This is a genomic window from Camelimonas fluminis, from assembly GCF_014656355.1.
GTDB lineage: Bacteria > Pseudomonadota > Alphaproteobacteria > Rhizobiales > Beijerinckiaceae > Camelimonas > Camelimonas fluminis.
Genome location: NZ_BNCG01000004.1, coordinates 196365 through 215279 on the forward strand (window position 1 = coordinate 196365; position 18915 = coordinate 215279).

Sequence of the window (18915 nt, forward strand, 5' to 3'; positions counted from 1 at the left end):
TCGTCGCCAGCGCCGGATATGAAAAAGGGGCCCGCGCGGCCCCTTTTTTGCGCCCGGTTTCGAAAGCCTCAGCCCAGACCGGCCAGCTCGCAGATTTCTTCTGCGGCGACTGTGGCCGTCAGCTCGCCGGCGCGCACCGCGCCTTCGATCTGCGGCACGCGTTCGCGCACCGCCGGGTCCCGCCGCAGGCGGGCGTGCATGCGCTCCTCCACCAGCGTCCACATCCAGCGCACTTCCTGGGCGCGGCGCTTGGCCTGCAATTCGCCGGCGGCGTCGAGCTTGCGGCGGTGATCGAGCACGTTCTCCCACATCTTGTCGAGGCCGGTGTTGGCGAGGCCGGAGATGGTGACCACCGGCGGCGACCAGACCTTCGAGGCCGGCGCGAGAATGTGCAGCGCCGCCAGATACTCGGCGGCGGCGGCCCGGGCGCGCTTCAGGCCGTCGCCGTCAGCCTTGTTGACGGCGATCATGTCGGCCATCTCGATGATGCCCTTCTTGATGCCCTGCAATTCGTCGCCGGCGCCTGGCAGCATCAGCACGAGGAAGAAATCGGTCAGATCAGCGACGGTGGTTTCCGACTGGCCGACGCCCACGGTCTCGACGATCACCACGTCGAAGCCGGCGGCCTCGCACAGCAGGGTGGTTTCGCGGGTCTTGGCGGCGACGCCGCCCAGGGTGCCGGCGCTCGGCGACGGGCGCACGAAGGCGTTGGGATCGATCGCCAGCCGCGCCATGCGGGTTTTGTCGCCGAGGATCGAGCCGCCAGTGCGGGTGGAGGACGGGTCGACCGCCAGCACCGCCACCTTGTGGCCAGCCTGGGTAAGGTTGGAGCCGAGCGCGTCGATGGTGGTGGATTTGCCCACGCCAGGCACGCCGGTAACGCCGAGACGGATGGAGCCGCCGGTGCGGGGCATCAATATCTGCAACAGTTGGCGGGCGGCGAGGCGATGATCTTCCCGGCGTGATTCCACCAGCGTGATGGCGCGCGCCAGCGCGGCGCGGTCGCCGGCGACCAGCCGTTCGGCGAGGTTCGCGACGTCAATGGCCGGAGGGCGGGGGGCAATCTGGACGGTCATGTTCGCTCCGGGAGCATTTTCCAGCGGGTCTACGCCGCCCTGCGTCAGGAAAATGCGCCAAATCAAAAAAGGCAGAGTAGGTTCTGGTTCAGTTGATCGGGGTCCCGGGAGAAAGGGGACAGGCCAACATTCACCCCATTTCGCTTTTGTTCATGTCGTTCTGGTTCATGTCGTTCTTCAGTCGCAACAGCGTCGGGCGCCGGCGCCTGAAGCAGCCATAACCCGGTGGATTGATTCCGGCCAGCCCGCCAGACGCCGTTCGGAGGCCAGCGGCGCCATGATGGCGCCCACATGCTGGCGCGTTGTGCGCCGCTTCCGATTCAACTGCACCGAATTGTCATGACCGATCCGCTCCGCATCAATCGCCGCAATCTGCTCGCGCTCGCCGGCGGCGCGCTGGCTGGTCTCGCCATGGCCCGCCCGGCTCTGGCGGCAGAAGGCGATGCGGACGTTTACGTCGTCACCAACCGCAAGCCGGTGGAGGGCGCCGAGGAGCGCCCCTGGTTCAGCTGGCAGCGCTCCGGCGGCACCCGCGTCGTCAAGGCGGTGCTGAAGGACAGCGGCAAGTCCCTGCTGGGCAGGGCGGTCTCGACCGTGACCGGCCGCTGGAGCCTGGTGAGCGTCGAGGGGCTGGGGCCGAACGATCCCGTCGCCACCCTGGCCGGCGCCGTGGCGGGCCATGACCTGCTGTTCTACGTTCACGGCTACAAGACCTCATTCGAAACCAGCGTGCTGGACGCCCATGAACTGGCGAGCGGCGTTGATTTCGACGGGCAGACCGTCGCCTTCTCCTGGCCGTCGAAAGACGCGCTGATTGACTATGGCTACGACCGTGAAAGCGCCATGTGGTCGCGTGACGCCCTGCAGGACGTGTTCGAGGCGCTGGGCCGCAGCCCCAGCGGCGGCAAGCTCAACATCATCGCCCATTCCATGGGCGCGTTGCTGACCCTGGAGACCCTGCGCCAGCTCTGGGCGCTCAGCGGCTCCACCGATCTTGCCGCCCGCATCGGCGCCATCGTGCTGGCGGCGCCGGATATCGACGTGGACCTGTTCGCCACCTCGCTGAAGCGCATCGGGCCGCTGGCCTCGCATATCACGGTGATCGGCTCGACGAAGGACCGGGCGCTGGCGGTCTCCGGCCAGCTCGCCGGCGGCGTCTCGCGGGTTGGCGCCTCCGTGCGCGCCCAGCTCGAACCGCTGGGCGTCAAGGTGGTGGACGCCTCAGATTATGGCTGGGGCGTCATTGGCCACGACGTGTTCCTGTCCAACAAGGACGTGCGCGCCGTGGTGCGCCGCGCCATCGATCGCGGCGCAAGAGCCCAGGATTGACGATCAGGCAGGGCAGGCAAGGCGACAAGGCGGGGCTGGACGGATGGGCTTATTTGCCCGGCTGCTGCGTGTTTTCCGTCCCGCTCGGGGCCTTGTCTTGGCCAAGGCCTGATGCGTAGGCCATGACGTGGAAGATCACGTTCTGCTCCATGACGCCCTGGAACAGGTGCGCCCAGGGGCCGCCGGCATAGATCGCCACGTCGTCGCCGCCATGGGTTTCCGATTTCAATGGAACCAGCGCCTGCTGCCGGTGGTCGGGATCGCTGGTCTTGTTGGCGTCCAGCTCCTCGCGCGCCGCCGGCTGGCTGGAGCCCGGACCATTCATGTAACCCAGCGTGCTGTACGGCTTGCCGTCGGCGCCCTTGCCGGCGAGGCCCATCACCGGATTGCCGCGCGGCGGGTAGCCGGCCATGGTGAATACGTGGCTATGGTCGGCGGTGACCACCACGAGGGTCTCGTCAAGCTTCACCTTGTCCAGCGCCGTCTTCACCGCCGCGTCCAGGGCGATTGTGTCGGTGAGCGCCCGCCAGGCGTTGCCGGCGTGGTGCGCGTGGTCGATGCGGCCGGCCTCGACCATCAGCACGAAGCCATTCTCATTCTTCGACAGGATGTCGATGGCCTTGCCTGTCATCTCGGCCAGCGACGGTTCGCCGGCCCTGTCCCTGGTCCGGTCGACCTCATATTGCATGTGGCTGGGCTGGAACAGGCCGAGCAGCCGCCCGGTGTTGGCCGGGTCGGCGGCGTCGAACCCGGCCTGGTTCCACACATAAACGGCGTCATTTCGTCTGCGCCGCCATTCCTCGACCAAATTGCGGCCGTCGGCGCGGGCGCCCGTGCGTTTCCGGTCTTCCGGATCCGGCGTTTCCTTCGGCAGGAAGTTGGCGCGACCGCCGCCCAGCATCACCTCGAAGCCGTCGCCAGCCGGCCATTCGATCATCTGCGCGGCGATATCCTTGCAGCCCTTGGCCTTTTCCGCCGCCGGAACCTCCGTGTCGTTCTCCCAGTCGCGGTCGGCCGATTTGGCGTAAGCGGCGGCCGGCGTGGCATGGGTGAGGCGGGCGGTGGAGACAATGCCGGTGGCGCGCCCGTCCTGTTCCGCCAGTTCGAAGAGGGTGGTGACCGCCGCCGCCTTCTGGCTGTCGCAATCGCCGCGGCGGATCTGCCGGGTGACGCCAAGCGTGCCGTTCACCGATTTGACGCCGGAAACCAGCGCCGTGGCGGTGGGGGCTGAATCCGCCACCTGGGCGTCATGGGTCCAGGTTTTGGAGAGCGCCACGTTCGGCAGCCGGCGCTCGAAGGTGAGCCAGTTGCTCTCACCGTCAACGCCGCGCCGCTGTCCTTCCAGAATGCGCGAGGCCGTCACCGTGGGCACGGACATGCCGTCGCCAATGAACAGGATGACGTTGCGGGCGCGGCCCTGCACGGGCTTGCGGGCAAGGATGCCCTGCAGATCCCGTCGCGCCGCCTGAAAATAGCTGTCGCTTGCCTGGTTCACTGGCGTTTCGCCGGCGGCAAGCGGCGCGGACTGGAAGCCAATGCCAGCGACCGCCACAGCCGTCGCTACCCAGAATGTCCGCCTCATGCCGTGTGTCCCGATGTTGTTGGTTCTGGGGGATTGTTACCCCGTCAGGTCACAGAATTGTTGCGAAAGTCACAGGAGCAACGGCCGTCATCTGGCTTTTGTACGCGCGTGCTCCTTCTCGCTCGCAGGTGAACGCGATTCGCCGCCAGAAAAATGGGGAATGGGACATGCGGAACAGGTTTGCAGGTATGGGCGCGTTGCTGGCCATGACGGCGATTGCCGGCCTTGCGGCGGCGCCGGCTTTGGCCGCGGATGGGAACGCTGGTCAGATCGACAACAGCGCCATTGGTCAGGAGGCGTTCCGGCCGCACGTCCGCACCTGGGGGCTGGTGTTCACGCTGCCGGAAGCCGTCGTCGGCAAGCTCAACGCCACGGTCGCCGGTCCGCTGAAGGAGCAGCTGCTCGCTCTCGGGCTGGAGACGGAAGCCATCCGCTCCAACATTCCCCACGTCACCGTGGTCCACATTCATAACCCGGATGAGAAAACCCCGGAGCGCATGCTGGCGGCCTTGCCCAGGCCGCCGGCCCCCGTGCAGGTGCAACTGAAGAAATTCTATACGACCGAGGCGGCCAAGGGCGCGGGCAGCCCCTGGTGGCTGGATCTGGGCGTCGTGAAAGAAGGCCCGGGGTATGAAACCCTGATGGCTTACAACACTGCGGCGACAGCCGCTCTGGCGCCCTTGCGCGATGGTCCGCTGCCGCGGGTCACTGGCCCGGTCTATGCGAAGATGGGCGAGGCCGGCAAGGAACTGGTGCGCACAGTGGGCGTCAGCGGCGTCAATGTGACGAAGGACGGCAAGGAAGCCCGGACGCACAACCCGCACAACACGCTGGTTTACAGCACGAAGCCATTCACCCCGGCGATTAACGCGACGATGGACGGTCTCGCCGCCCACTTCAACGCCATCCTTCCCGAAGGCGTCCCCACGACGTTCGACACCGTGTCGATCGTCGAGTTGGGCTTCTCCGGCAACGTTACCCGGGAAGTCTACCGCATCAACCTGGAGGACGGCTCGGTGCGCGACATCGCCTCAGGTGAAATCGTCAAGCGCTGAGGCCTGGCGAGGGCCTTGCGCAGACGGGAAGGGCGCGGATCATCCGCGCCCTTTCGTCGTGCTGCGCGAACTGTCAGACCCCGGCGTCGCCCGACGGCTTCAGCCGCATTGGCATGCCGCCGCGCGGGCGCAGGGTGATGCGCAGTTGCGGCTCCGGCGTCATGGGAATTTCCGGCTCGGGCGCGAAACGGCGGGCGAGGGTGGCCAGAATGGCGACGCCCTCCAGGATGGCGAACATCATGCCGATGCAGATGCGCGGGCCGCCGCCGAAAGGCATGAACGCATGGCGCGGTCGCGCCTTCACCGCTTCCGGTGCGAAGTGATCCGGATTGAACGCGTCGGGCTGCTCCCACAGGGTCCGGTGGCGGTGGATGGCGTGAATCGGGAAAATCAGCGCCTCGCCCTTCAGCACAGGCTCGGCGCCGAGGGTCGTGTCTTCTGTCGCCGAACGCACGATGACGGCGGCCGGTGGGTAAAGCCGCATGGCCTCCTGCAGCACCTGCCGCGTGAAAACCAGCTGGTCGATATTCTCCGGCGTGACGCCATTGGGCGCCACCGCCTCCACCTCGGCCCGCAGTCGCGCCGCCGCTTTCGGATACTGGCTGAGCAGCCAGAACGACCAGGTGAGCGCCAGGGCGGTGGTTTCATGCCCGGCGGCGATGAAGGTAAGCAGATTGTCGATGATCTGCTCGTCTGTCATCTGCTGGCCGGTTTCCGGATCAGCAGCTTCCAGCATCAGGCTGGTGAGATCGGCGTCCCGTCCCACGCCGCTGGCGGCGCGGCGCGCGTCGATGGCCGCCTGCATGCAGCCGCGCAGATACTCGCGGCCAGCGGCGGCGCGCCGGCTGCCAGGATACGGCATCCATTTGGGCGCGCCCAGCAACGACAGCGCCAGCGGCCAGCCGATGCTGTCAAGTGAATCGGTGATGGCTTCGGCGACGCGCTCCACGTCCATGTCAGGAGCGCCGGAGAGCATGGTTTCGGCAATGACGTCGAAGGTGGTCCGCATCATTTCATGGGCGACGTCGACGCGCTGGTCCTGCTGTCCGGCCCAGCGCTCCGCCGTAGCCTCCGCTGCGCGGATCATCGCCGGGACCATGCCCATCACCCGGTCATGACGGAACACCGGGGCGGCCAGCCGGCGCTGCCAGCGCCAGTGCGCGCCATTGGAGGTGAGAATGCCCTCGCCAAGCGCTGGCCCGAGGGTGCGGCGCATTACCTTGTCCTTGACGAAGATGTCGGCCTTCTCGACCAGCGCCTCGTGCACCAGCTCCGGCGCCATGACGAACAGGCAGGGGCGGCCCACCTGGGACGATCTCAGCAGCGGCGCTTCGTACACCTCCGGAGGCCAGCCTTCGATCGGGTTGCTGATCATGGTGCGCAGGATGGTCAGGGTTCCTGGCAATCGCGCCGGGCGCGCGGCCCGCACGCCAGCGGCCGAGTGGCGGGCCGTGGGGCGCGCCGCTTCCCTGGCGCTTCCAGCCTCAGGCCCGTTGCCTCGGTTTCCCATGCCGGTGCTCATCTGCGTCATGTCCCTGTCATCGGTCCCTGACCGGGACCTGCTCCATCATTCCGGGCCTGCAAGCCGGTTCCTGGAAAGCAGGCGTCGCTTTGGGGAAAATGTCCTGGCCGTCCCTTCGGGCGCCACCATGACGATATCATGACGGGCGGCCGCGAATGCGTGGTTGGCCTGTTGTATTACTAAATAAAAACAGTGCGTTGCGTCTGTTTCATGAATCTGGCTGGCGCCTGGGATGCCCTGCCGCCATGGTCTGGCGCGCCCTCGTCCCTGGACTGGGCCAGCGCAATGATCGCTTCAGGAAACCACAATCAAAACAGTCGTCTGGCAGACAATCCGGAATCAATCTGTGCGCGGTTCAGGCGAGGAGCGGAAGACCTGCGGCTGGTCCTTCAGCGCAAACGCCGCGACCCCTGCAGGAGCCGCGGCGCCGGGATATTCGGCGGAAAGATCGGCCGCTTATTCCGCGGCCTTGCCAGGCAGGTAGCCGAGGCGCTGGCGCAACTCGTTCAGCAGCTTCTCGGCGGCCTGGGCGATCACCGTGCCGGGCGGGAAGATGGCCGAGGCGCCCGCCTTGTACAGGGCGTCGAAGTCCTGCGGCGGGATCACGCCGCCCACCACGATCATGATGTCCGGGCGGCCCTGGGCGGCCAGCGCCGCCTTCAGCTCCGGCACCAGCGTCAGGTGGCCGGCGGCCAGCGACGACACGCCGACGATATGCACGTCGTTTTCGATCGCCTGCCGGGCGGCCTCGTCCGGCGTGGCGAACAGCGGTCCGATGTCCACGTCGAACCCAAGGTCGGCGAAGGCCGAAGCGATGACCTTCTGGCCGCGATCGTGCCCGTCCTGACCCATCTTGGCGACGAGGATGCGCGGACGGCGGCCGTCCTCTTCCTGGAAGGTTTCGACCAGGTCCTGCACGCGCTGCACTTCGCTCATGGCGGCGGCCTCCCGCTTGTAGACGCCCGAGATCGAGCGGATCTCGGCCTGGTGACGGCCGAACACCTTCTCCAGCGCCAGCGAGATCTCGCCGACGGTGGCCTTGGCGCGGGCGGCGTCGATGGCGAGGGCCAGCAGATTGCCGTTGCCGCGCGCGCCGTCCTCAAGCGCCTTCAGGGTGGCGTCGACCTCGGCCTGGTTGCGCTCGGCCTTGAGGCGCTTCAGCTTGTCGAGCTGGGCGGCGCGCACGGCGGAATTGTCCACCTTCAGCACGTCGATCGGCTTTTCGTTCTCGGGCTTGAACTTGTTGACGCCGATCACCGACTGCGCGCCGCTGTCGATGCGCGCCTGGGTGCGGGCGGCGGCTTCCTCGATGCGCAGCTTCGGAATGCCGGCTTCGATGGCCTTGGCCATGCCGCCGAGCTTCTCGACTTCCTCGATGTGCTCCCACGCCTTCTTCGCCAGTTCGGCGGTGAGGCGCTCGACGTAATAGGAGCCGCCCCACGGATCGATGATCTTGGTGGTGCCGCTCTCCTGCTGCAGGAACAGCTGGGTGTTGCGGGCGATGCGGGCCGAGAAGTCGGTGGGCAGCGCCAGCGCCTCGTCAAGGGCGTTGGTGTGCAGCGACTGGGTGTGGCCCTGGGTGGCGGCCATCGCCTCGATGGCGGTGCGCGAAACGTTGTTGAACACGTCCTGCGCCGTCAGCGACCAGCCGGAGGTCTGCGAGTGGGTGCGCAGCGGCAGCGATTTGTCGTTCTTCGGACCGAATTCCTTCACCAGGCGGGCCCACAGCAGGCGCGCGGCGCGCAGCTTGGCCACTTCCATGAAGAAGTTCATGCCGATCGCCCAGAAAAACGACAGGCGCGGAGCGAACTGGTCGACGGTCAGGCCGGCGGCGAGGCCGGCGCGGATGTACTCGACGCCGTCGGCCAGCGTGTAGGCCAGCTCCAGGTCCTGCGTCGCGCCAGCTTCCTGCATGTGGTAGCCGGAGATCGAGATCGAGTTGAACTTCGGCATGTTGGCCGAGGTATAGGCGAAGATGTCGCCGATGATCCGCATCGAGGGGGCCGGCGGATAGATGTAGGTGTTGCGGACCATGAACTCCTTGAGGATGTCGTTCTGGATCGTGCCCGCCAGCTTGTCGGGGGTCACGCCCTGCTCTTCGGCGGCGACGACATAAAGCGCAAGGATCGGCAGCACCGCGCCGTTCATGGTCATCGACACGGACATCTGGTCGAGCGGGATGCCGCTGAACAGGGTGCGCATGTCGTAGATGGAGTCGATGGCGACGCCCGCCATGCCGACGTCGCCGGAGACGCGCGGATGGTCGCTGTCATAGCCACGGTGGGTGGCGAGGTCGAAGGCGACCGACAGGCCCTTCTGACCGGCGGCGAGGTTGCGGCGGTAGAAGGCGTTGGAGTCCTCGGCCGTCGAGAAGCCGGCGTACTGGCGCACCGTCCACGGCTGGTTCACGTACATGGTCGGGTAGGGGCCGCGCACGAACGGGGCAAGGCCCGGCAGCGTGTCGACGAAGGCCAGTTCATCGCGGTCAGCGGCGGTGTAGACCGACTTGACGTCGATGCCTTCCGGCGTGGTCCACGGTTCGCCCGAGGCGGCGGGGGCGGCGACGCGCGGCGCTTCCCAGTCGACGGACGTAAAGTCAGGAATCCTGGTCATGTGACTGGCCACTTCTCGATCTGCCAGGAACGTCCGCCCGCCGGCACGGCGCGTTGCGAACGCTCGCATGATGACATTGTAGCGCCGGATGTCCGGGCGGCTCAACCTGGGCCGCCGTCCGGGTGGGCTCCCCCGGCGCGTGTTGGGTGACGGCGGCGGGCTGGCCGCCGTCAGGAAAGAGCGTCAGGCGAGGTCGATGGCCTCGGACAGCACGGCGATCAGATCCGCGCCCATGTAGACGAAACGGGTGACGTTCGCCTCCTTCAGCGCCGCCTCCAGCTCGGCCGAGGGACGTCCGGCGAGGTAGATGGTCCTGGCGCCGGCGGCGGCGAGGGCTTTCGCGGCGGTCGCGGCTTCGGCGTCATAGACGGCGTCCGATGAGCACAGGCAGGCGATGTGGGCGCCGGACGCGCGGAACGCTTCGGCCATGGCCTCCAGCGACGGAAAGCCGTCGTTGCCGAGCGTCTCGACGCCGCCAACTTCAAAAAAGTTCTTGGCGAAGGTGGCGCGGGCGGTGAAGGCCGCGATCGGCCCGAGATTGGCCAGGAAAACCTTCGGGCGCGCGCCCTTGCCAGCCAGCAACTGGTCGGCGCGATCGCGCAGGGCCTCGAAGGCCTCCGCGTCGCGGTGCACCGGCAAGGCCTCGGCCACCGGGGAGGCGACGCGGGCCAGATTGTCAGGCAGGCCAGCGCCGGCGCGGGCCTGATCGACCAGCTCCTCGAAGGTGGCCGACACGTCCATGCGGCGGGCGTCGCTGGCCAGCGGCGCCGGGGCGGCCGGGGTCAGCACCTCGACCGGCGCTTCATGAATGTTCGGGAACTCGCTGGCGCCGGTCAGCGGCAACTGACGGCGGGCGATCTGCTTCTCGCGGGCGGCGCGCACCCTGGCGATCTCGCCCTGGACGAAGCCGTTCTTCAATGCTTCGACAACGCCGCCGGCGGCTTCGATTTTCTGGAACTGCGCCCAGGCCAGGGCGCACAGCTCGCGGGTCAGCTGCTCGACGCCGCCAGCGCCAGCCGCCGGGTCGGCGACGCGCCACAGGTTCGATTCCTCAAGCAGGATCAGCTGGGTGTTGCGCGCCTGACGGCGGGCGAATTCATCGGCCAGGCCGAGCGCTGCGGTCAGCGGCAGCACCGTGACATTGTCGGCGCCGCCGACGCCAGCGGCGAACACCGCTTCCGTCACGCGCAGCATGTTCACCCACGGGTCCCGGCGGGTGGTCATGCGCCAGGAAGTTTCTGCCGAGACGTACAGCGGCTTCGGCTCCAGCCCGCACAGCTCCTGCACCCGGGCCCACAGCAGGCGGACGGCGCGGAACTTGGCGAGGGTCATGAACTGGTCGGCGTCGGCCGGCAGCAGCATGGCGATGGCGTCGCGGGCGGCTTCGATCGACTGGCCGCGACTGGTGAGGGCGCGCAGATAATACACGCCGGTCGCCAAAGCGTAGGCCAGTTCCTCGACCTGCGAGCCGCCGGCCTCATGCACCGGGCGGGCGTCGACGCGCACCAGCGTGCGACGGTAACCGCGGGCGGCGAGATCGCGCACCGTGTCGGCGAGGCGGTCGAGCTGGGCGTCGACGGGCAGCGGCGAGGAGCCGGTGCGGACGATGTCGCCCACCGGATCGAGGCCGAAATCGATGTTCACGTCAGCCGGCTTCAGCTTGCGGGCGTCGACGAGGGCGGCGACCAGCGCCGCGGTGTGACGGCCGAGCCAGGGAGCCGCCTCGATCCGCAGCGGGATCAGGTCGAGCATGACCCGGTCAAGGGTTTTTTCCAGATCTGCCAGCGTGTTGATGGCCACGCCGGCGCCGCGCGCCGCGGGCGCGCCGGCGAAGCGCAGGGCGAGGCCGCTGGCGCCGCCGTCCAGATCGACGAGGGCCAGATGGTTGGCCTCGGCAGGAACCGGATGGTCGACAAGTTGGGTGACGGCCCATGCGCCGGCTTCGGCGCGCACGGCGCGCGGAACGTCGCCGGAGGCCTTGTCATAAAGCGGCTGGATGGCAATGCCTTCGCTGGCCCGCGTCACCAGCTTCTTGTCGAAGTCGGCGCCCTTCAGCACCTTGTCGACGAGCTTTCGCCAGTCATCCCTGGAGAATTCGGGAAAAGCGGGGGCAAGACACGTATCGTCCATGGGAACAGGCCGGCTTTCGTGATCTGGGGAAGAACGTCGCCTGAGCAACGTCCATCGTCCCGTTCAGTTGTCTTCTGGACCGGCCGGGCTCCAGCCCGCCGTTCCGCCCGACGGCCTCGCCGTCAGCGCCGGAACCTGCGACCGGAGTCACAAACCGGAACGATTTCCTGATGACCGGACATGCAACGAAAGGCGCAGTCCAATCCAGAAACGCTCTAGTCTCCATATGGGAGGCCGTCAAACACAAAGCGATCATACCCGGCCAGGATCGTGGCTGCGAGGGCGGCGCCTGGGTGCATATCGGCGATCATACGGAAACCACGCCGGTTTAGGCCAGGAACGCTCACATGTTCAAGCGTTTGTTCAAATGAACCGCCCGGTCCGCCGCCGCCATGCGGGGAAATGTTCCAGAAAACGTAAAACCACCGGCCCGCCAAACGCCCGGCAACCTTGACAGCGCCGGCGATCGACGCTGGCGAAGGCATGGGGTTTTGGCGCGGGTTCGCACTCCTGTATAACCTGAATCATCAGGCCTGAATCGGTTGGCGCGAACCGGCGTCAGGGGCGCCTTCACCGGGTTTCGCCGCCGCTCCGCGATTCCACGGACCAGGATCGCGCGCTTCGGCGCGCTTTCTGGCGCGCGCTCCAGCACGCCGGGCCAATTCGCGTTGGGAAGCGCGTCATATCAGTGTGACAGGGCAAAACCGGATCGCGGATTTTGCTCCGGGGAGATGCAATGGCGGATGATGGCTATGTTCTGATTGGCCTCAGCAACGGTCCTGAGCCGGAGCCGCAATCCCTGTCGCTGCGCCTCGCCAACCGGCACGGCCTTGTCGCCGGCGCCACGGGCACCGGCAAGACGGTGACCCTGCAGGTGCTGGCCGAGGGCCTGTCCCGCGCCGGCGTCGCCGTGTTCGCCGCCGACATCAAGGGTGATCTCTCCGGCGTCTCCCAGAAGGGCGACGGCCAACCTGCCTTCGTCAAACGGGCGGAGGAATTCGGGTTTGCTTATGTTCCCGAGCAGTTTCCGGTGGTGTTTTGGGATCTGTTCGGCGTTCAGGGGCATCCGGTGCGCGCCTCCGTGTCCGACATGGGGCCGCTGCTGGTCGCCCGGCTGCTTGAACTGAACGACACCCAGGAGGGCGTGCTCAACATCGCCTTCCGCGTGGCGCAGGAGCAGCAGATCCCCCTGATTGATCTCGCCGACCTGCGCGCCCTGCTGGTCTATGTGGGCCAGAACGCCAAAACCCTGGCCGCGACCTATGGCAACGTGGCCAGCCAGTCGGTGGGCGCCATCCAGCGCCAGTTGCTGGTGCTGGAGAACCAGGGCGCGGACCAGTTCTTTGGCGCGCCGGGCATGAACATCAGCGACCTGTTGCGGGTCGATCCGGCCAGCGGCCGCGGCGTCATCAATATTCTCGCCGCCGACAAATTGATGAACAGCCCGCGGCTCTACGCCACCTTCCTGCTCTGGCTGCTGACCTCCCTGTTCGATGCGCTCCCCGAGATCGGCGATCCGGACAAGCCGAAGCTGGCCTTCTTTTTCGATGAAGCGCATCTGCTGTTTTCCGACGCCCCGAAGGCGCTGCTCGACCAGATCGAGCGGGTGGTGAGGTTGATCCGCTCCAAGGGCGTTGGCGTGTATTTCGTCACCCAGAACCCGCTGGACGTGCCTGAGACCGTGCTGGCCCAGCTCGGCAACCGGGTTCAGCACGCCCTGCGCGCCTTCACGCCGCGCGACCAGAAAGCGGTGCGTTCCGCCGCCGACACCTTCCGCCAGAACCCGGCTTTCGACGCGGCGAAGGTCATCACCGAGCTGGCGGTGGGCGAGGCGCTGGTCTCCGTGCTCGAAGGCAAGGGCACGCCGTCCGTGGTCGAGCGCACGCTGATCGCGCCGCCATCGGCCCGCGTCGGGGCCATCTCGCCGCAGGAGCGTCAGGCGGTCATCGCCGCCAGCCCGTTCCGGCCGGATCATTTCGCGGCGCAGCCGCGCAAGAGCGCCAGGGACCGCATCAGCGAACTGGACGCCTCCGCCGCGCCAGGCGCTGAAGAGAACGGCGAAAGCGGCGGCGGCCTGCTGGACAGCATGCTCGGCGGCGTGCTGGGCGGCGGTTCCGGCAAGGGACGGCGCGGCCAGAGCATCACCGAGAAGGTTATTACCAACGCCGCCTCATCAGCCGCCCGCACCATCGGCACGAAAATTGGCAACGCCATTCTCAAAGGCGTTTTCGGCATCGGCAAACGCTGACGCGCGCCGAGCAGGCAAGGCGCGGCGGCCGGGCCCCCGCCAACGCGCAGGCCGCGCCAGACGCCACGCCAGCGCGACGCCGTCTGGCTGCCCTCCGGCGCATCATGGCCAAGGCGTGCGCCTCTCCAGAACGCGCGTCATGACCGGGGCGTCCTGGCAAGCGGCGTTCATGCGCGCGGTTCACAGGCTCGCGGTTCACATGCTCGCCTGGGCGTCCGGATTGGAGGTTGTTCGGGGATGCCTGTCACGACGGCGGGCATGGCGGGAGACGGAGGCCCGTCATATAACGTGTGTGAATCAAGGTGGGGCAAATCCTGGTTGAGCCGACCGGACTTTACCCCCGCGCAGGAGACTTCCATGCCTGATCCCACCGACCGGCTCGACGCCGTTCTCGCGCACCTCGACGCCGATCTGGATGCTTCCCTGCAGCGGCTGTCGTCGTGGCTGCGCATCCCGTCGATCTCCACCGATCCGGCCCACGCGCAGGATTGCCGCGCCGCCGCTGACTGGTTGCGCGGCGCCCTGGAGACCTTGGGTTTCGCCGCCGATGTGCGCGACACCCCCGGCCACCCCATCGTGCTGGCCAAAACGCCAGAGACTGGCAAGCCGCGCGTGCTGTTCTACGGTCACTATGACGTGCAGCCGCCGGAGCCGCTGGAGTTGTGGGAGAGCCCGCCGTTCGAGCCGCAGATCGTCACCCTGGCCGATGGTCGCCGGGCGATCGTCGCCCGTGGCTCCGCTGACGACAAGGGCCAGGTGATGACCTTCGTCGAGGCCTGTCGCGCCTGGCGCGCCGTGCATGGCGAGCTGCCGGTGGACGTCACCATCATGGTCGAGGGCGAGGAGGAAGTCGGCTCCAAGAACACGCCGGCCTTCGTCGACGCCCACCGCCACGAACTGGGCGCCGACGTGGCCCTGGTCTGCGACACTGGCATGTGGGACGTTCACACCCCGGCCATCACCGTCAGCCTGCGTGGGCTGGTCTATGAGGAGGTCACCATTCGCGCCGCCGACCGTGACCTGCACTCCGGCCTGTTCGGCGGCGCGGCGCAGAACCCGATCCGCGTGCTCTCGCGCATTATCGCCGGCCTGTACGATGAAAGCGGCCGGGTGACGCTGCCCGGTTTCTATGACGGCGTGCCCGAAACGCCGCCGGAGGTGCTGGAGCAATGGCGCGGCCTCGGTCTCGACGCCGCCCGGTTCCTCGGGCCCGTTGGTCTGTCGCAGCCGGCTGGCGAGGCCGACCGCATGGTCATCGAGCAGATCCAGTCGCGCCCGACCTGTGACGTCAATGGAATCTTCGGCGGCTACACCGGCCCCGGCGCCAAGACGGTGATCGCGGCCGAAGCGACGGCCAAGCTCTCATTCCGCCTGGTGGGCGACCAGGACCCGCAGAAGGTGCGCGACAGCTTTCGCGCTTATGTGACATCCATGTTGCCGGCCGATTGCACGGCGTCGTTCGGCGATCATGGCGCCAGCTGGGCCATTGCGCTGCCCTTCGATCTGCCAGACCTGCAGAAAGCCGCCGCTGCTCTGGCCGACGAATGGGGCCGGCCGGCGGTGACAATCGGCTCTGGCGGTTCGATCCCGATCGTGGGCGATTTCCGTCGCCTGCTCGGCATGGACACGTTGCTGGTCGGCTTCGGTCTCGACGACGACCGGATCCATTCGCCGAACGAGAAATATGATCTGACCAGCTTCCACAAGGGTTCGCGCAGCTGGGCGCGCATCCTCGCGGCGCTTTCCGCCTGAACAGGCGATCTGCGTTGCCCAACGGGGCGAACGCCGCCTCCCGCCGGAGCGGCCGGATTTCGCTCAAAACAGGAAAGCCCGGAGCGGCGCCCGGCCCGGATTGATCGCAAGCCGCTCCAGGAACGCGCTTCGAAGTAAAAAAGACAGGGCAAAATCCTGCTTCGATCTGGCAGGTTCTGCTGACGATATGGGTGAGGAACGCATGTTTGGATGGATTGGACAGCGGGCTGCGCAGCGCCCCGCTTTAGGCCTGGCGCTGGCGGCGATGATGACCGCGGCGATGACTGGCGGCGTGGCGGCGGAGCAGAATGCGCCGGCGCCCGCTGGCGCTCCGGCCGCGCCCAAAAACGCCGCTCCCGCGGCGCCGCCGGCTGGAACCACGGGCGCGCCTGTCGGGCCGGCCGCCAGCAAGGACGGAGCTGTTGACGCCCCTCGGGAGGCGCGGGTCGCCGACCAGATCCTCGACCTGCGCCGCAAGATGAAGGACGCGATCGCCCGCAAGGACCGGGCGGCGCTGGAAGCGATGTATCACGACCGCTTCACGCACCTGCGCGAAACCGGTCGGGCTGAAACGAAGAAAGAGCGCATCGACCTGCTGCTCTCCGGCCAGAACGGCGTCGAGCTGGCGTCCACCGACCAGGCGCTGGTGGAGACTTTCAGCCCCGACGCCGCCGTCCTGAGCGGCGTCAGCGTCATCCGGGACAACCGTCGCAAGGGCAAGGGCGACGCCTTCCAGTGGCTCACGCTTTATGTGCGCGACAAGGGCGTGTGGCGGGTGGCGCTCAGCCAGGCCAACCGCCTGCCAAAACCGGAATAGCTTTAGCGAGACGCGGCGAAGCCAAAACGATGGGACCAGACGCAGCGCGAAACGCAACCCGTTTCGCGTTGCGCCGGCTTTCAGGACTTTTCGATGTAGAGGGTCTGCGACTCGAAGGCGAAGTCGGCGCCGCGCCCGTGCACGATGGCGATGATGGCGAGGTAGACTTCCTGTTGCGCCTCCAGCCATTCGGCCCAGCGCGTGGTTTTGGTGAAGCAGTACACCATGATGTTCAGGGACGAGCCGGCGAACGCGTCGAAGTAGACCAGCAGGGTCTGGTCCTGGTCGATTTTCTCGTTCTTCTTCAGCATGGCGCGGATGTCCTCGACGATCGGCTGCAGCCGGTCGGCGTCCTCGTAGCGCAGGCCGATGGTTGTCTTGATCCGCCTGTTGGTCATTTGCCCGGGATTTTCGACGCTGATCGCCGAGAACACCGCGTTCGGCACATAGAGCGGCCGGTGATCGAAGGTGATGATCTTGGTGATGCGCCAGCCGATCTCGACGACGGTTCCCTCGATGTTCCGGTCCGGCGACGACACCCAGTCGCCGATGCGGAATGGCCGGTCGAAGAACAGCATGACGCCCGAGAAGATGTTGCTCAGGACATCCTTGCTGGCCATGCCGATGGCGATGCCGCCAATGCCGCCGAAGGCCAGCAGGCCAGAGAGGCCGATGCCGAAATGTTCGCCGAAGATCAGCAGGATCAGGCACACGGCCGCCGCCTTGAGAGCCCGGGCGACGGCGCGGGCCGAGGTGGGGTCGCTGCCCTTGCGGATCTGGGCGTGCGTCAGCCTGTTGATGAGCTGGAACAGTTCGCGCAGCCACACCAGCCCGACGGCCACGGCGGTGATGATATTGACGGTCTCGGAGCCGATCTTGGGCGCCCAGTCGAGATCAAGCGTCAGAAAAACTGCGTGACGCAGGGTCAGTACGATCAGGGTGAGCCCGGCGAGGCGGCAGACGTGCGCCAGGATGCTGCGCGACCAGGCTTCCTTCCGGCGCATCATCCACCCAAGCGCCCAGGTGGCGACGCCCAGCGCCACGAGCACCGCCGCAGCAATAGCGAACTGTGTGATGAGCCCCCGGGTCATGTCCTCTCCCTGGCCGGTCGGGGATCCGTCGCCCCGCGCCTGAAGCCGGGTGCTTATACGAAGGCGTGGCGGCTATGGGCAACGGACGTTTTTGGATGGATCTTCGGAACGTGAGCCTTGCGCCGACGGCGGGGGGCGGAGCGCGGTCTACCGGAGGCCCCGGAAACGCACGCCGGAGAGGCGCAGCGCCGTCAGCAGCGCCCCGGCGTAAATGGCCGCGCCGGCGACGCCGAGCAGGCCCAGATGCGTCTCCTTGCGCCAGCGCGGGGCCAGTTCCGCCACCCGGGCGGCGTGTGGTTCCAGCGCCCAGGCGGCGATGGCGAGCGCCAGCGTGGCGGTGGCGACGCAGGCCACGGTCTTGATGAAGTGCGAATCCGCTCCCATCCAGCCGCGCCGGCTGGCCAGCAGCACGAGCAGACCCAGGTTGACCCAGGCGCCGACGCTGGTGGCGGCGGCGAGCCCCGGAGCGCCGAAGTGGCTGGTGAGCAGGATTTTCAGAATGACATTGACCGCCACCGCCGTCAGCGAAGCGATCAGGGGCGTCATGGTGTCCCGGCGGCCATAAAAACTGGAAACGGCCGAGCGGATCAGCACGATCGCCGGCAGTCCCGCCGCGTAGGCGGCCAGCACCTGGCCGGCGGCCGCAGCATTCGCCGCCGTGAAGGCGCCGCGCGCGAACAACGCCTCCATGATGAGGGTGGGAACGACCAGGAAGGCGCAGGCGAAGGGCGCCGCCGCCACCAGGGTCAGCGCCATGGCCCGGTTCTGCGCCCGGTGTGCGCCGGCCTCGTCGCCGGCGGCGAGGCGGCGGCTCATCTCGGTCATGATCACCGTGCCGACGGCGATGCCGATGATGCCGATGGGCAACTGGTAAATGCGATCAGCGAAATAGATCGACGACACTGCGCCGGCCGGCAGCAACGTGGCGATGATGGTGTCGGCGAACATGGCGATCTGCACGCCGGCCGAGCCGATGATCGCCGGACCAAGGGTGCGGAAAAACCGGCTCATCTGGCTGTCCCAGACGAAACGGCGCAGACGGGGAAGCAACCCGGCGCGTTTCGCGTCCGCCATCACCAGCGCCAGTTGCAAGGCGCCTGAAACCGTGACCGCCCATGCGACGGCGTGGGCGCTGGTGGGGAACAGGAAGGCGAGGGCGAGGCCGCCGATCATCGCCAGATTGAGCAGCACCGGCGCGAAGGCGCCCGCCGCGTAGCGGTCGGAGGCGTTGAGTTCGCCGGTGACCAGCGTCACCAGCGTCATGAACAGCAGGTAGGGAAAGGTGATGCGGGTCAGCGTGACGGCAAGGTCGAACCGGGCGGGATCAGCGGTGAAGCCTGGGGCCAGCAGGCTGACGAGTTGCTGCATGAAAACCAGCGCCAGCGCCAGCACGATCAACTGGACGATCAGCATGCCGGTGAACAGCCGGTCGGCAAAGCTGCGCGCCGCTTCTTCGCCGCCCTGGGCGCGCACGTGGGAGTAGGCCGGCACAAAGGCGCTGTTGAAGGCGCCTTCGCCAAAGATGGCGCGGAAATGGTTGGGCAGTTTGAAGGCGATGGCGAACACATCCATCAGCGGCCCGGCGCCCATCACCGCCGCCATCATCACGTCGCGCAGGAATCCGGTGAGGCGGGACAGCAGGGTGAAACCACTGAAGGAGAGAATTTTGCGCAGCATGCGGGGGCGCCCGTCCTGGCCAT

The 18915-nt window shown here is 67.3% G+C and carries 12 protein-coding genes; 5 read left to right on the forward strand and 7 right to left on the reverse strand.

The genetic code is table 11. From position 1 onward, the window contains the following. Positions 1-68: 68 nt before the first annotated feature. Entirely contained in the window at positions 69-1076 is a 1008-nt protein-coding gene (gene meaB, locus IE243_RS07930; RefSeq protein WP_191318814.1) for a methylmalonyl Co-A mutase-associated GTPase MeaB, read from the reverse strand. 339 nt (positions 1077-1415) lie between these two features. Here meaB and IE243_RS07935 point away from each other — a divergent pair, with 339 nt between their 5' ends. Then, positions 1416-2405 (forward strand): alpha/beta hydrolase, encoded by a 990-nt coding sequence (locus tag IE243_RS07935; RefSeq protein ID WP_191318815.1) that lies wholly within the window; start codon positions 1416-1418, stop codon positions 2403-2405. A gap of 49 nt (positions 2406-2454) precedes the next feature. Here the strand turns inward: IE243_RS07935 and IE243_RS07940 are convergent, their stop codons facing one another. Further along, on the reverse strand, positions 2455-3987 hold the full coding sequence (locus IE243_RS07940; protein WP_191318816.1) for an alkaline phosphatase family protein: 1533 nt from the start codon (positions 3985-3987) through the stop codon (positions 2455-2457). 167 nt (positions 3988-4154) lie between these two features. Here IE243_RS07940 and IE243_RS07945 point away from each other — a divergent pair, with 167 nt between their 5' ends. Then, positions 4155-5042, forward strand: coding sequence for a hypothetical protein (locus tag IE243_RS07945; RefSeq protein ID WP_210319810.1), 888 nt, complete (start codon positions 4155-4157; stop codon positions 5040-5042). Between the two features lie 73 nt (positions 5043-5115). Here IE243_RS07945 and IE243_RS07950 read toward each other — a convergent pair whose 3' ends face one another. From IE243_RS07950 to IE243_RS07960, 3 genes are all read right to left on the reverse strand, one after another. Next, entirely contained in the window at positions 5116-6573 is a 1458-nt protein-coding gene (locus IE243_RS07950) for a cytochrome P450 (protein WP_244642959.1), read from the reverse strand. Positions 6574-7020: 447 nt separating this feature from the next. Beyond that, positions 7021-9177 carry a methylmalonyl-CoA mutase gene (gene scpA / locus IE243_RS07955; RefSeq protein ID WP_191318817.1) on the reverse strand — a complete coding sequence of 719 codons (2157 nt, stop codon included), beginning with the start codon at positions 9175-9177 and terminating at the stop codon, positions 7021-7023. Positions 9178-9360: 183 nt separating this feature from the next. Beyond that, complete coding sequence (locus tag IE243_RS07960) at positions 9361-11307, reverse strand: methylmalonyl-CoA mutase subunit beta (protein ID WP_191318818.1); 1947 nt, start codon at positions 11305-11307, stop codon at positions 9361-9363. A gap of 736 nt (positions 11308-12043) precedes the next feature. Here IE243_RS07960 and IE243_RS07965 point away from each other — a divergent pair. From IE243_RS07965 to IE243_RS07975, 3 genes are all read left to right on the forward strand, one after another. Continuing rightward, entirely contained in the window at positions 12044-13555 is a 1512-nt protein-coding gene (locus IE243_RS07965; RefSeq protein WP_191318819.1) for a helicase HerA-like domain-containing protein, read from the forward strand. 357 nt (positions 13556-13912) lie between these two features. Further along, positions 13913-15307 carry a M20/M25/M40 family metallo-hydrolase gene (locus tag IE243_RS07970; protein ID WP_191318820.1) on the forward strand — a complete coding sequence of 465 codons (1395 nt, stop codon included), beginning with the start codon at positions 13913-13915 and terminating at the stop codon, positions 15305-15307. A 202-nt stretch (positions 15308-15509) separates the two neighbouring features. Beyond that, on the forward strand, positions 15510-16124 hold the full coding sequence (locus IE243_RS07975) for a nuclear transport factor 2 family protein (RefSeq protein ID WP_191318821.1): 615 nt from the start codon (positions 15510-15512) through the stop codon (positions 16122-16124). Between the two features lie 80 nt (positions 16125-16204). Here the strand turns inward: IE243_RS07975 and IE243_RS07980 are convergent, their stop codons facing one another. Then, positions 16205-17215: a mechanosensitive ion channel family protein gene (locus IE243_RS07980; RefSeq protein WP_191318822.1), complete on the reverse strand. Its 1011-nt coding sequence runs from the start codon at positions 17213-17215 to the stop codon at positions 16205-16207. A 147-nt stretch (positions 17216-17362) separates the two neighbouring features. Then, a complete protein-coding gene (murJ, locus tag IE243_RS07985) occupies positions 17363-18892 on the reverse strand; it encodes a murein biosynthesis integral membrane protein MurJ (protein ID WP_191318902.1) in 1530 nt (509 codons plus the stop codon). Between the last annotated feature and the right edge of the window lie 23 nt (positions 18893-18915).